Source organism: Agromyces sp. NPDC056965, from assembly GCF_042673425.1.
Classification (GTDB): Bacteria; Actinomycetota; Actinomycetes; order Actinomycetales; family Microbacteriaceae; genus Agromyces.
Genome location: NZ_JBHURI010000027.1, coordinates 1 through 13,056 on the forward strand (window position 1 = coordinate 1; position 13,056 = coordinate 13,056).

At 68.4% G+C, this 13,056-nt stretch carries 14 protein-coding genes; 5 read left to right on the top strand and 9 right to left on the bottom strand.

All coding sequences use genetic code 11. The features are described 5' to 3' along the window. Nucleotides 1-38: 38 nt before the first annotated feature. Nucleotides 39-557 (bottom strand): hypothetical protein, encoded by a 519-nt coding sequence (locus ACFTQE_RS08810; RefSeq protein ID WP_376924695.1) that lies wholly within the window; start codon nucleotides 555-557, stop codon nucleotides 39-41. A 119-nt stretch (nucleotides 558-676) separates the two neighbouring features. Between ACFTQE_RS08810 and ACFTQE_RS08815 the strand changes: the two genes are divergently transcribed. Together ACFTQE_RS08815 and ACFTQE_RS08820 are read left to right on the top strand one after the other, a co-directional pair. After that, nucleotides 677-1,216, top strand: coding sequence for a peptidylprolyl isomerase (locus ACFTQE_RS08815; RefSeq protein ID WP_375836209.1), 540 nt, complete (start codon nucleotides 677-679; stop codon nucleotides 1,214-1,216). Between the two features lie 151 nt (nucleotides 1,217-1,367). Continuing rightward, on the top strand, nucleotides 1,368-2,075 hold the full coding sequence (locus ACFTQE_RS08820) for a rhomboid family intramembrane serine protease (protein ID WP_376924696.1): 708 nt from the start codon (nucleotides 1,368-1,370) through the stop codon (nucleotides 2,073-2,075). Between the two features lie 230 nt (nucleotides 2,076-2,305). On the opposite strand, the gene ACFTQE_RS08825 is transcribed toward ACFTQE_RS08820, so the two are convergent. Next, complete coding sequence (locus ACFTQE_RS08825; RefSeq protein ID WP_376924739.1) at nucleotides 2,306-2,554, bottom strand: cell division protein CrgA; 249 nt, start codon at nucleotides 2,552-2,554, stop codon at nucleotides 2,306-2,308. Nucleotides 2,555-2,617: 63 nt separating this feature from the next. Here ACFTQE_RS08825 and ACFTQE_RS08830 point away from each other — a divergent pair, with 63 nt between their 5' ends. The 3 genes from ACFTQE_RS08830 to ACFTQE_RS08840 are packed head-to-tail and all read left to right on the top strand — an operon-like array spanning nucleotide 2,618 to nucleotide 4,231. Beyond that, complete coding sequence (locus ACFTQE_RS08830) at nucleotides 2,618-3,409, top strand: class E sortase (RefSeq protein ID WP_376924697.1); 792 nt, start codon at nucleotides 2,618-2,620, stop codon at nucleotides 3,407-3,409. A 3-nt stretch (nucleotides 3,410-3,412) separates the two neighbouring features. Continuing rightward, on the top strand, nucleotides 3,413-3,568 hold the full coding sequence (locus tag ACFTQE_RS08835) for a hypothetical protein (protein WP_375836213.1): 156 nt from the start codon (nucleotides 3,413-3,415) through the stop codon (nucleotides 3,566-3,568). A 6-nt stretch (nucleotides 3,569-3,574) separates the two neighbouring features. Beyond that, a complete protein-coding gene (locus tag ACFTQE_RS08840) occupies nucleotides 3,575-4,231 on the top strand; it encodes an anthranilate synthase component II (RefSeq protein WP_376924698.1) in 657 nt (218 codons plus the stop codon). Between the two features lie 11 nt (nucleotides 4,232-4,242). Here ACFTQE_RS08840 and pknB read toward each other — a convergent pair whose 3' ends face one another. The 7 genes from pknB to ACFTQE_RS08875 are packed head-to-tail and all read right to left on the bottom strand — an operon-like array spanning nucleotide 4,243 to nucleotide 13,042. Next, nucleotides 4,243-5,937 carry a Stk1 family PASTA domain-containing Ser/Thr kinase gene (gene pknB / locus ACFTQE_RS08845; RefSeq protein WP_376924699.1) on the bottom strand — a complete coding sequence of 565 codons (1,695 nt, stop codon included), beginning with the start codon at nucleotides 5,935-5,937 and terminating at the stop codon, nucleotides 4,243-4,245. Between the two features lie 40 nt (nucleotides 5,938-5,977). Further along, nucleotides 5,978-7,660, bottom strand: coding sequence for a protein kinase (locus ACFTQE_RS08850; protein ID WP_376924700.1), 1,683 nt, complete (start codon nucleotides 7,658-7,660; stop codon nucleotides 5,978-5,980). Further along, on the bottom strand, nucleotides 7,657-9,111 hold the full coding sequence (locus ACFTQE_RS08855) for a peptidoglycan D,D-transpeptidase FtsI family protein (protein ID WP_376924701.1): 1,455 nt from the start codon (nucleotides 9,109-9,111) through the stop codon (nucleotides 7,657-7,659). Before ACFTQE_RS08855 ends, ACFTQE_RS08850 begins: the two co-directional genes overlap by 4 nt. Continuing rightward, nucleotides 9,108-10,505, bottom strand: a complete 1,398-nt coding sequence (locus tag ACFTQE_RS08860; RefSeq protein ID WP_376924702.1) for an FtsW/RodA/SpoVE family cell cycle protein — start codon at nucleotides 10,503-10,505, stop codon at nucleotides 9,108-9,110. Before ACFTQE_RS08860 ends, ACFTQE_RS08855 begins: the two co-directional genes overlap by 4 nt. Continuing rightward, nucleotides 10,498-11,730: a PP2C family protein-serine/threonine phosphatase gene (locus ACFTQE_RS08865; RefSeq protein WP_376924703.1), complete on the bottom strand. Its 1,233-nt coding sequence runs from the start codon at nucleotides 11,728-11,730 to the stop codon at nucleotides 10,498-10,500. Before ACFTQE_RS08865 ends, ACFTQE_RS08860 begins: the two co-directional genes overlap by 8 nt. A 2-nt stretch (nucleotides 11,731-11,732) precedes the next feature. Continuing rightward, nucleotides 11,733-12,296, bottom strand: coding sequence for an FHA domain-containing protein (locus ACFTQE_RS08870; RefSeq protein ID WP_376924704.1), 564 nt, complete (start codon nucleotides 12,294-12,296; stop codon nucleotides 11,733-11,735). Then, complete coding sequence (locus tag ACFTQE_RS08875; RefSeq protein ID WP_376924705.1) at nucleotides 12,293-13,042, bottom strand: FhaA domain-containing protein; 750 nt, start codon at nucleotides 13,040-13,042, stop codon at nucleotides 12,293-12,295. The genes ACFTQE_RS08870 and ACFTQE_RS08875 overlap by 4 nt, the downstream gene beginning before the upstream one ends. Nucleotides 13,043-13,056: the final 14 nt, after the last annotated feature.

Consider the following 13,056-nt stretch of genomic DNA (forward strand, 5'->3'; position numbering starts at 1 on the left):
CGCCTGGATCAGGCGGGGCCATCGGAAACTCGCGCGGGTCAGGCCGCGGTGGCAGGACCCGGAGTCGGCTCGTCGTCGGCGACCCAGAGCTCGTCGTCGGCCCGGAAGGTCTGCCAGACGGCGTAGGCGACGCCCGCGGCGGCGATGATTCCCGCGCCGATCGCGAGGTAGGTGCCGAAGCCCGGGCCGCTCTTCTCCTTGACGACCACGGCCGCTCGAGGCGAGACGCGCTCGAGAGCGCGGCGCACACGGGCGTCGTTGGCGATGTCGCCGATCGAGAGCACCGAACCGAGCGCGTTGCCGACCGTGCGTTCCATGGTGTCACCGGCCACGCGCGCGACGGTGCCGGCCCGCTGGACGTTGGGACGGACATAGCTGTCGTACCCCGTGCGAACGCGTGGCACGACCTCTTCGCGCGTGAGGTGGCCGAGTTGACGGCTGGCCTCACGGGCGACGGCGTTGGCGTGCTCGAGCACGTGCTGCTGGTTCTCCCAGAGTTCCCCAGCGTTGCTCTGCAGTCGCTTGAGTTCCTTCCGGCGCTTGCGTGACAGGCTCATCTCGACCTCCATCGATGTGCAGCGAACCACTCCATCTTGCCACCGAAACGGCTGGAAGCGAGGTGGGAGTCCGAATCCGGCATGCCGCTTGACGAATCCACCCGTGACAGAATATGAGGATGCCGATTCCTACCGCAGTCGCGACGCTCAACACCAACCACGGACCGATCAAGGTCGACCTCTACGGCGACCACGCCCCGAAGACGGTCAAGAACTTCGTCGGCCTCGCCACCGGCGAGATCGAATGGACCCACCCCGCCACCGGCGAGAAGTCCACCGCCCCGCTGTACGACGGCGTCATCTTCCACCGCATCATCCCCGGCTTCATGATCCAGGGCGGCGACCCGCTCGGTCAGGGCGTCGGCGGCCCCGGCTACCAGTTCGACGACGAGATCAACTCCGAGCTCGACTTCACCGAGCCGTACGTGCTCGCGATGGCCAACGCCGGCATCCAGATGGGCCGCGGCACCAACGGCTCGCAGTTCTTCATCACCGTCGGCCCCACCACGTGGCTGCAGGGCAAGCACTCCATCTTCGGCAAGGTGACCGACGCCGCGAGCCAGGCCGTCGTCGACAAGCTCGCCGCCGTGGCGACCGACGGTCGCGACAAGCCGCTCGAGGACATCGTCATCGAGAGCATCACCGTCGAGCAGGTCTGACCCGCAGGTGAGCGACTCGGGGCCTGATCGGGCGAACTTCTGTTACCGGCATCCCGATCGGCAGAGCTACATCCTCTGCCAACGGTGCGGGCGCACGATCTGCCCCGAGTGTCAGACCCAGGCCCCGGTCGGGGTCATCTGCCCCGAGTGCATGCGCGAGCAGCGCGCGAGCGCGCCGCGCACCAAGCCGGCCGTGCTGACGCGCGTGCGCTCGGCGGCCGGCCGCGGTGCACCCGTGGTCACGTATGCCCTCATCGGCATCTCCGTCGCGGTGTACCTCCTGCAGCTGATTCCGGGCCTCGCCGTCACGAACGCGATCCGCTACGCGGGCGTCTACTCCCACCCGGGCCTGCTCGAGCCGTGGCGCATGATGACGTCGGTGTTCGCGCACGGCAGCATCCTGCACCTGCTGCTCAACATGTACACCCTGTGGATCTTCGGCCAACTGCTCGAAGGTCTGCTCGGCCGGTGGCGCTATCTCGCGCTCTACCTCCTGGCCGGATTCGCCGGCTCGGTGGGCGTGCTCTGGCTCGCACCGCCGAACGTGCCGGTCGTCGGGGCATCCGGTGCCATCTTCGGTCTCATGGGTGCGTTCCTCGTCATCCAGCGCCGGCTCGGCGGGCAGGCGACGCAGTTGTTCGTGCTGCTCGGCATCAACCTCGTCATCGGCTTCATCCCCGGCATGAACGTCGCCTGGCAGGCGCACCTCGGCGGTCTCGCCGCCGGCGCGCTCATCGGCTTCATCCTGGTCGAGACGCGCAAGCGGTCGCAGCAGCGCCTGCAGCTCTGGCTGCTGATCGCGGTGGGCGCCGTGCTCGTGCTGCTGAGCCTGCGCTACATCTTCTTCCCGATCGTCTGACGTTCTTCCCGATCGTCTGACGCCGTTCGAAGTTATCCACAGCGCTCTCCACAGCTGGGGAGAGTTACACCCGTGTAATTGTCGTCATTACGGGGGACACGGGCTCACCGAGTTCTCCACACCCTGTGGAGAACTCTGCATCGCAGCGGCACGTGCAACCGCGAACGGCGGGTACGACGAGAGGGGCGGATGCCGCAGCATCCGCCCCTCTCGTGTGTCTGTCGCGCCGGCTAACGCCAGCGTGTGGTCATGAGGAAGCCGATGAAGGCGATGCCGAAGCCGATGAGGATGTTCCACGAGCCGAGATCGGCGATCGGGAACGCGCCCTGGCTCACGTAGAACACGATGATCCAGGCGAGCCCGACGAGCATGAAGCCGAACATGACGGGCTTGAACCACACCGGGTTCGGAGCCTCTTCGCCGCTCGCCTGTTCTGCGCGCGCGGGCTTCGATGATTTCGTACGTGCCATGCGGGTGATTCTAGCCGAGGGAAGGCCTGCAGACACATTCGGTTCCCTGCTCGGCGGGCTAGAATCGCCCTCATGTCCGAGTCCCAGGCCGATGCGCAACGCGCACGCCGCTCCTCGGACGGTCGTCGCCCTCGAGTCAGCGTCGTCGGCGTGCTCGGGGAGCTGCTGCTCACCGCGGGCGTGCTGATCCTCCTGTTCCTCGGATGGCAGCTCTGGTGGAACGACGCCATCATGGCCGGTCAGCAGTCCTCCGCGGCATCCGAGCTCAGCAGTGAATGGCAGGCGCAGGCTCGCGCGACGCAGGGAACCACCCCTCCGCCCGACCCGGCCGACTACGGCGACCCCGTCGTCGACACGAGCGAGTACGCCAACGGCGACGCGTTCGCGGTCATGTACGTGCCCCGCTTCGGTGAGGACTCGCAGCGCAACATCGCCGAGGGGTACGGGCTCGACGTGCTCAACAGCTTCGACCTCGGCGTCGGGCACTACCCGCAGACGCAGCGACCCGGAGAGGTCGGCAACTTCGCGATCGCGTCGCACCGCAGCGCCTACGGCGGAGGCATGCACGAGATCGAGCAACTGCAGCTCGGCGATGCGATCTACATCCAGACGAAGGACGGCTGGTTCACCTACCGCTTCCGCGACTTCGAGTACGTGACCCCGCAGACGGTCGACGTGCTGGCGCCGGTACCGCACCACCCCGACCTCGCACCGACCGACCGCATCGTCACGCTCACGAGCTGCAATCCGTTGTACTCGACGGCCGAACGCATCATCGCCTACGGCGTGCTCGAGTCCTGGCAGCCGGCCGCGGCCGGCGCTCCTGCCGAGATCGCGCCGATCGTCGCAACCTGGGGGAGCTGAGAGATGTACGGTGCACTCTGGCGGGTGCTGCCCGGCCCCGTGTGGCTGCGCATCATCCTCGTGCTGCTGCTCGTCGCAGCGGCCGTCTTCGCCCTCTTCACGTGGGTGTTCCCATGGGTCGACGGCGTCCTGAACCCGATCAACGTCACGGTGGAGTGAACTGACATGCAACGACCCTCGACACGTGTGCTCGTCGTCGACAACTACGACAGCTTCGTCTACACGTTGAACGGGTACCTGCAGGAGCTCGGTGCCGAGACCGACGTCGTGCGCAACGACTCGTTCGACGTCGCCGACGTGCCCTCGCGCATCGCCGAGTACGATGCCGTGCTCATCTCACCCGGGCCGGGCAAGCCCTCGGATGCCGGCGTGTCGATCCCGATCGTCGAGGCCGCCCTCGCCTCGGGGCAGCCGATCCTCGGCGTGTGCCTCGGCCACCAGGCGATCGCCGAGGCGTTCGGCGCGGTCGTCACGAACGCCGAAGAGCTCATGCACGGCAAGACCTCGCTCATCACCCACGACGGCAGCGACTTCTACGAGGGAGTACCGCAGCCGTTCACGGCGACGCGCTATCACTCGCTCGCGGTCGTCGACGGCACCGTGCCCGACGAACTCGTCGTGACGAGTCGTACCCAGGGCGGGGTCATCATGGGCGTGCGCCACGAGAGCGCCCCCATCTTCGGGGTGCAGTTCCATCCCGAGTCGGTGCTGACCGAGGGCGGCTACCGCATGCTCGGCAACTGGCTCGCGGTCGCGGGGCTGCCCGAGGCGCGCGAACGCGCGGTCGGCCTCAGCCCGCTCGTGCGGGCGACGGCGAGCTGACCGGTCTGTCGTCAACCCGCGCAGTAGGTGAGTTCGACCGTGGAGTGCTGGGGCACGTCTCCGGGCGCCAGGGACTGCCTCGTGACCGGGGAGCCGGGCTCGGCCTTGCATGAGGCATCGGGCTTGGGCACGGCCGTGAGCTGCAGGTTCTCCGCCGCGAGATACGAGGTCGCCGCTTCGAGTGTCTGACCGGTCACGTCGGTGAGCGTGACCATGCCGCTCGAGATGCGGAAGTCGACCGTAGTGCCGAGCTCCGCCGATGCGCCGGCCTCGGGGGTGGTGCCGAGAACGGTGTCACCCGGAACCGTCGGTGACGACTCGCGGGTCTCGACGCCGGGCACGAGGCCGAGTGCGGTGAGATCGGCTTTCGCCTGCTCGAGGGTCTTGTTCCGGAGGTCGGGTATGGCGACCGCCTGCCTGCCCGTCGAGACGAACACGGTCACAGCGGTGCCGTTGTCGACGATCTCGTGCGCGGGCGGGTCGGTGTTGATCACCTCACCCGCCGGCACGGTGTCGTCGGACTTGTCGACTCGGGTCGCCGGCAGCCCCAACTCCTGCAGCGCGTCGACCGCTTCCTCGTAGGTGCTCCCGGTGAGTACGGGGATCTCCCTGACGTTCGATGGCAGGTCGGCACTCGGCTCCAGGTTGAAGGCCCAGTACATCACGGCGATGACGATGACGATCACGCCGATGATGCCCGACCAGATCCAGATCGCCGGCGGGCGTCGCTGGGTCCTCGTCATCGTCTCGTCTTCGGCGAGCTGGCGCAGGGCCAGTTCGGAGCTCGAGAGCGAACCGGTGGGTGCCCCGAAGAGCATCGTGGCCTGATCGGGTTCGCGGTGCACCGGCACGCGACCGGCTGCGGCGGTGTCGACGTCGGTGCGGAACTCGGCTGCCGTCTGATAGCGCTGGTCACGGTTCTTCGCGAGGGCGTGCATCACGACGGAGTCGAGGGCCGGTGAGACCTTCGGGTTGATCACGCTCGGCTTGACCGGGCGCTCGCTGACGTGCTGGTAGGCCACCGCGACCGGGGTGTCGCCGCGGAACGGCGGGCGACCGGTGAGCATCTCGAAGAGCACTACGCCGGTCGAGTACAGGTCGGTGCGGGCATCGACGGTCTCGCCCTTCGCCTGTTCGGGCGAGAAGTACGACGCGGTGCCGAGGATCGCCGTGGTCTGCGCCACGGTCGTCGAGGAATCGGAGACGGCACGCGCGATGCCGAAGTCCATGACCTTCACCTGGCCGGTGGTCGTGATCATGATGTTGCCGGGCTTGATGTCGCGGTGCACGACTCCCGCTCGGTGCGAGTACTCGAGTGCGGTCAACACGCCGTCGATGACGCGCACCGCGGCGGATGCCTCGAGCGGCCCGTCGTGGATGATGTCCTTCAGCAGGCGCCCCTCGACGAACTCCATGACGATGAACGGCAGCTGCACCTCTTGCCCCGCAGCGTCGACGACCGTCTCTTCACCGGCGTCGAAGACGCGCACGATCGTCGGATGCGCCATGCGAGCGGCCGACTGCGCCTCCTGACGGAAGCGCATGCGGAACGCGGGGTCGGTCGCGAGCTGCGGCTTCAGCAGCTTGATCGCGACCTGGCGCCCCAACCGGGTGTCCGTGCCGACGTGGACGTCGGACATGCCGCCGCGCCCGATGAGAGCGCCGACGCGGTATCGACCCGCGAGCACTCGTCCTTCATCGTTCACCGTGCAGCTCCATGCCCTTTCTCGTGTCCCGCAGCTCGGGTCAGTTGTCGACCTTGACCGTGAGCGCCGGCGACGCCGGCGAGCTCACCGGACCGCAGAAGTACAGGAACGTCACCTGGAACTCCTGCTGACCAGCCATCACCTGCGCGTTCGTCGTTCCCGCCGAAACCGGACCTGGTGCCGTCGCATCGCCCGTGACCTGGACCGAGTAGCCGGTCAGTTCCTGCCCCGCGGGGCACTGCTGCGCGGTCCACGAGATGGTGACCGGCACCTTCGCGTTGACGTCGGACGACGGCGTGAACGGGTTCGGGTTCGCGGTCGGCGCAGAGGTCGGCGCACTCGGCGTCTCAGGGGAGGCGTAGTACGTGATCGTCACCTCGGAGCCGATCTTCATGTTGCCCGTCGGGTTGACGTCGTAGACGCGGCCCGCCTCGTCGCCCGTTGCAGCGGGGTTGCCCTCGACGGCGTTCGCGACCATGCCGAGACCCTCGAGCTTCGCGCGAGCCTCATCGACCGTGAGGCCGAGGTAGTCCTCGCGGTTGACCTGCGCGTTCGTGGGCGCCTCGGTGGTGGGCGGCGGCGGCGGAGTCGTGGCCGTCTTCGACGGTGCCGTCGACGGTGCCGTGGACGGCGCCTCCTTCTCTCCGCCGTTGAGCGCGAGCGCGATGATCGTGCCGATCAGCACGATCGCGAGCAACGCGATGAGCACGATGAGCGGCCACGTCCACGGACTGCGCTTCTTCTTCTCCTCCTCGACGGGCTCCTCGCCGTCGAGCGGCGCACCAGCGGCCGACGGCAGCACCGTCGTCGCCGCGGTGGCACCGGCCGTGGGCATGAGCATCGTCGCGGCGGTGGCTCCGGCGGCGCCGAGCACGGCGGGCACGGCTGCTGCTGCGGCCTGCACGTCGCCCCGGCGAAGGGCCGTCGCGGCACGCGCGAGGTGCGCGGCGGACTGCGGCCGATCGGCGGGGTTCTTCGCGATGCATCCGTAGACCAGGTTGCGCACCGGCTCGGAGACCGTGACGGGCAGGTCGGGCGGCGTCTCGTTGATCTGCGCCATCGCGATCGCGACCTGCGACTCGCCGGTGAACGGGCGACGGCCGGCGAGGGCCTCGTAGGCCACGATGCCGAGCGAGTAGATGTCGGTGGTCGGCGAGGCCGGGTGACCCGAAGCCTGCTCGGGCGAGAGGTACTGCACCGTGCCCATGACCTGGCCGGTGGCCGTCAGCGGCACCTGGTCGGCGATGCGCGCGATGCCGAAGTCGGTGATCTTGACGCGCCCGTCGGGCGTGATCAGAAGGTTGCCGGGCTTGATGTCGCGGTGCACGAGGCCCGCGGCATGCGCGGCCTGCAGCGCAGCGGCCGTCTGCGCGACGATGTCGAGCACCTTGTCGGTCGAGAGCACGTGCTCCCGCTCGAGGATCGTCGACAGGGCCTCGCCGGGGACGAGCTCCATGACGAGGTAGGCGCTGCCGTCTTCCTCACCGTAGTCGAAGACGTTCGCGATGCCTTCGTGGTTGACGAGTGCGGCGTGACGGGCTTCGGCGCGGAAGCGCTCGAGGAAGCCCGGGTCGCCCAGGTACTCGTCTTTCAGGATCTTGATCGCGACCTGTCGGCCGATGACGAGGTCTGTGGCCTGCCACACCTCGCCCATCCCGCCGATCGCGATGCGGGATTGCAGTTCGTAGCGCCCTCCGAAGGTGAGCCCTGCGCTCGGTCTCATTTGTTCAGCACCGCCTCTAGTACCTGCTTTGCGATGGGTGCGGCGATGAGATTGCCGTACCCCTCCTGGCCAAGTCCCCCGCCATCCTCAACGAGTACCGTGATTGCATACTGAGGATTGTCGGCGGGGGCAAAACCGGTGAACCAGAGAGTGTAGGGGTCACTCTCTCCGTTCTCCGCTGTACCCGTTTTACCGGCCACGCTGACGCCGTCTATTCTTGCATTACTCGCGGCCCCGTTCTCGACGCCGTTGACCATCATGCCGACCATCGTGTTCGCCGTCTCCTCGCTGATCGCTCGGCCGAACTCCTTGGCCTCGAACTCCTGCAGCGGCGTGAAGTCGGGCGCCGTGATCTGGTCGACGAGATTCGGGTTCATCACGATGCCGCCATTGGCGATCGCGGCCGACACCATCGCCATCTGCATGGGCGTCGCGCGGACCTCGTACTGGCCGAACGCCGTCAGCGCCGTCTGCGCGTCGTCGAGCGCACGCGGGTAGACGCTCGCCTCGGTGATCGTCGGGATCAGGAACTCGTCGTTGAAACCGAACTTCTCGGCCTGCTCGCGGATCGCGGCGTCGCCGAGCTCGATGCCGAGTTCGGCGAACGGGATGTTGCACGAGAGCCGCAGGGCGGTCGCGATGCTGACGGTCTCGCCGCCGCCGCAGTTGCCGCCCTCGGTGTTGCGCACGACGGAGTCGGTGCCGGGCAGCGTGAAGGAGGACGGGTTCGGCAGCTGGCTCTCGGGCGTGTACTTGCCCGACTCGAGTGCCGCGGCGACGGTCACGAGCTTGAACACCGATCCGGGCGGGTTCATGTCGCCGCCCGTCGCACGGTTGAAGAGCGGGTCGGCGGGGTCGGCGAGGAGCCCGTCGTAGGTCGCCGTGACCTCGGCCGAGTTGTGCACCGCGAGCGTGTTCGGGTCGAACGTGGGCTTCGTCACCATCGCGAGGATGCGACCCGTGGACGGCTCGGTCACGATGACCGCGCCCGTGTAGTCCCCGAGTGCGTCCCACGCGGCCTGCTGCGCGACCGGGTCGATCGCGACCTCGACGGAGGCGCCCATCGGGTCCTGCCCTGAGATGAGGCGATTGAGCGAGTCGAAGAACTGGCTCGACGACTGGCCGCTCAGGTAGTCGTTGAGCGAGCGCTCGAGCCCCGTCGCCTCTCCGTTGACGGGGAGGTATCCGGTGATCGGCGCGTAGAGGGGGCCGTTCGCGTACACGCGCTGGAACTTGTAGTCGTCGTCGGACGGCTGCGAGTACGCGATCGGTTCACCGCCGACGAGGATCGGGCCGCGTTCGATCGAGTAGCTCTCGTAGAGCGTGCGGGAGTTGCGCGGGTCGGCGGCGAGGGCATCGGCCTGCACGTACTGGATGATCGTCGACGAGACGAGCAGCGTCAGGAACATGAGGAACGCGACGATGGAGACGCGCTTGAGTTCTCGATTCATCCGTCGATCACCAGCCTCGGATGGTTGCGGACCGTGTCGGAGAGCCGCAGCAGCAACGCGACGATGATCCAGTTGGCCACGAGCGACGAACCACCCGCCGCGAGGAACGGGGTCGTGAGGCCGGTCAGGGGGATGACGCGGGTGACGCCGCCGACGACGATGAAGACCTGCAGCGCGACGACGAACGCGAGCCCGACGCCGAGCAGCTTGCCGAAGTCGTCCTGGCCGGCGAAGCCGATGCGGAAGCCGCGCGCGACGAAGAGCAGGTAGAGCGCGAGGATCGCGAAGACCCCCGCGAGACCGAGTTCCTCACCGAGGCTCGCGATGATGTAGTCGCTCTGCGGCACGGGCGTCAGGTCGGGTCGGCCCTGGCCCCAGCCGGTGCCGATCAACCCGCCGTTGGCGAGCCCGAAGAGGCCCTGCACGAGTTGGTAGCTGCCACCGACCTCGGCGTCGAAGCGCTCGGCGCTGAACGGGTCGAGCCAGTTCGCGAAGCGATTGCCGACGTAGTCGAGCGTCTGGCTCGCGATGATCGCGCCGCCGATGAAGAGGCTGAGCCCGAGCACGACCCACGAGAGCCGGCTCGTCGCGACGTAGAGCATGACGAGGAACAGGCCGAAGTAGAGGAGCGCCGTGCCGAGGTCGCGCTGGAAGACGATGACGGCCATCGACAGGGCCCACACGATGAGGAGCGGGCCCAGGTCGCGGGCACGCGGGAACTGCATGCCGAGGAACTTCGTGCCGACCATCGACAGGGAGTCGCGGTTGCGCACGAGGTAGCCCGCGAAGAACACGGCCAGCGCGATCTTCGCGATCTCGCCCGGCTGGAAGGTCGCGATGTCGCCGATCCCGATCCAGACCCGTGCCCCGTAGACCTCGCGCCCGAGGCCCGGCACGAGCGGGAGCAGCAGCAGGATGATCGCCAGGAGCCCGGCGAGGTAGGTGTAGCGGAACAGCACGCGGTGGTTGCGGATGACGAGCATCGTCGCGATCGCGCAGATGATCGCGATCGCGCTCCAGGCGATCTGCCTGACCGCGGCGCTCTCCCAACCGGCATCGCCCTCTGCGATGTCGATGCGGTAGATCATGGCGATGCCGAGGCCGTTCAGCACCGTCGCGATCGGCAGCAGGAACGGGTCGGCGTCGCGGGCCGTGAATCGCATCGTGACGTGCAGGCCGAACACGAGCAGCGAGAGTCCCGCTCCGAGCAGCACGAGCTGCGTGTCGACGCGGCCGAGCGCCCCGAGCTGTACGAGCACGATCGAGGAGGCGTTGATGAAGCACGCCACGACGAGCAGCCAGAACTCGAGGTTGCGGAGCTTCTGCGGGATGCGGATGCGCCGGATGCCCTCAGGCGGCGTGCCGGTGAGGGCCGGGGACTGGAGGTCACTCAACGGATTCCTCCAGGCGTTGCACGATGCGATAGGCCTCCGCGTACGAACCGGCGCTGATCGTCTGCTGGACGCGCTGCTGATCGTAGGTGCGGAGGTCGGCGACGTCGAGTTCGGTCTCGGTGTACAGCTCGTGCAGCGAGATCGGACCGAGGTTCTGCTGGATGCCCTGGTAGATGGCGACCCGTCCGTCGGACTCGCCGACGTAGAAGCGCGTCTGCGTCCACTGGTAGCCGAGTGCGAACGCCGCCACGATCGCCCCGATCAGCAGCACGATCCAGAAGCTCCACACCCAGCGGCGTCGGCGGCGGCGGCGCGCGTCCTCCTCGATGATCTCGTCGAAGTAGTCCTCGGAGTCCGGCTCGAAGTGCGTCTCCTGCACCGGGTGCGGACGGAAGGGCGTGAGTCGGATGCCGCGGGGTCGCACCGGCTCGGACGCCTGGCCGAACGCCGGCGGGGCCGCCGCGGAACCGACGATGAGCGGCGGGGTCGCCGGTGCCGGCGGTTCGCCGATGTCGAGGATCACGACGGTGACGTTGTCGGGAGCACCGCCGTCGAGGGAGGCCTTGACGAGTCGATCGGCGACCTGCTTGGCGCCGGCGTCGGCCGACATGAGCTCGTGGATGTCGTCGAAGGAGACGACGCCCGAGAGTCCGTCGGAGCAGAGCATCCAGCGGTCGCCGTCGCGGGTGTCGAGCACGAGCGCGTCGATCTCGGGCGAGGCCTCGACGTCGCCCAGCACGCGCATGAGCACCGATCGGCGGGGGTGCACCATGGCCTCTTCGGCGGTGATGCGGCCGGCGTCGACGAGTCGCTGCACGAACGTGTGGTCGGTGGAGATCTGGCTGAGCTCGCCCGAGCGCAGCAGGTAGATGCGGGAGTCGCCGATGTGCGAGATGACGACGCGGTCGCCGACGAGCAGTACGGCGCTGACCGTGGTGCCCATGCCCGTCAGTTCGGAGTGGTCGGCGACGGTCGCAGCGAGCTGGCGGTTCGCCGCGATCAGCGCGCCCTCGAGCGAGGCCGACGCCTCGGTCGTGTTCTCGTAGTCGACGTCGGCCTCGGCGATGCGCCGGGTGGCGATCGCGCTCGCGACGTCGCCGCCCGCGTGCCCGCCCATGCCGTCGGCAACGACGAACAGGCGGCGTCCGGCGTATCCGGAGTCCTGGTTGTTCGAGCGGATCCGTCCGACGTGCGAGACCGCAGCGCTCGCCTTGATGTTCGCCATGGCTACCGCCGCAGCTCGAACGTCGTCGCTCCGACCTTCACGGTGGCTCCGAGCGGGATCGGGGTGGGCACGGTCACTCGGGAGCCGTTGAGGAAGGTGCCGTTCGTCGAATCGAGGTCCTGCAGCATCCATCGGCCGTTCCACTGCATGAGACGCGCGTGGTGGGTCGAGGTGTAGTCGTCGCGGATGATGATGGCCGAGTCGCTCGAGCGGCCGATCGTGATCTCGTCGTGGCCGAGGGGGAACTCGGCGCCGTTCTTCGTGCCGCTCGTGATGACGAGCCGGGTGGCGTTCTCGCTCGAGGCGAGCTCACCGGATCCGCCGCCGCTCGGCGCGGCATGCGAGACGGGAGCGGTCGGGGCCGCCGCCGCGACGGGGGCGCTCGGAAACGCGGAAGCCGCCGCCGGCGCCGCGGCAGCGGCAGCGGCCCCCGCAGCCTCGGGCCGCAGCTTGCGCACGCGCTGGCCGAACAGGTCGCTGCGCAGTGCGTAGACGATCGCGAAGATGAACACCCAGAGCAGCACGAGGAAGCCGAGCTGGAGCACGAGGAGGGTGAGTTCGCTCATTCGCCGGGCCCCCAGAACCCGCCCATGTCGTGGCGTTCGGTGGCCGGGTCGGTGCGGCCGCGGAAGCCCGAGGGCCCGTTCGACGCCTGCGCCAGCACGCGGAACGTGATGCGGGAGCGGCCGATCGAGATGACCGAGTCGGGTTCGAGGATGGCGTCCTTCACGGGGGAGCCGTTGAGCTGGGTGCCGTTCGTCGAGCCGAGGTCGCGCACGCGTGCACGGCTGCCGTCCCACTGCACCTCCGCATGGCGCCGCGACGCACCCGAGTCGTCGAGCGTGACGTCGGCCTCGCTGCCGCGGCCGATGACCGTGCGGCCCTTCATGATGGGGTAGCGCTTGCCGTTCACGTCGAGCACCGGGGTCCAGGCGACCTGGCCCTTCACGTTCTGCGAGTCCACCTGCACCATGCCCACGGCGAGGCCGGGGTCGGGGTGCAGCGAGAGCGTGATGCCGCCGGCGAACTGGAAGTGCTGGCTCGCGGCGTGCTTCTGCACGAGGTCGACGAGCTCGTCGATGAGCGCCGGCCCGAGGCCCGACATGCGCGCGTAGTCGTCGGGTGCCATGCGCACGACGAAGCTGTTCGGCACGAGCACGCGGTCGCGCGAGACGACCGCAGCCTTCGTGTCGATCTCGCGCTTCAGGGCCGAGGTGATCTCGACGGGTTGCAGCCCCGAGCGGAAGGTCTTCGCGAACGCGCCGTTGACGGCGCGCTCGAGACCCTTCTCGAAGTTGTCCAGTAGGCCCACAGGTCTCCCGCTCC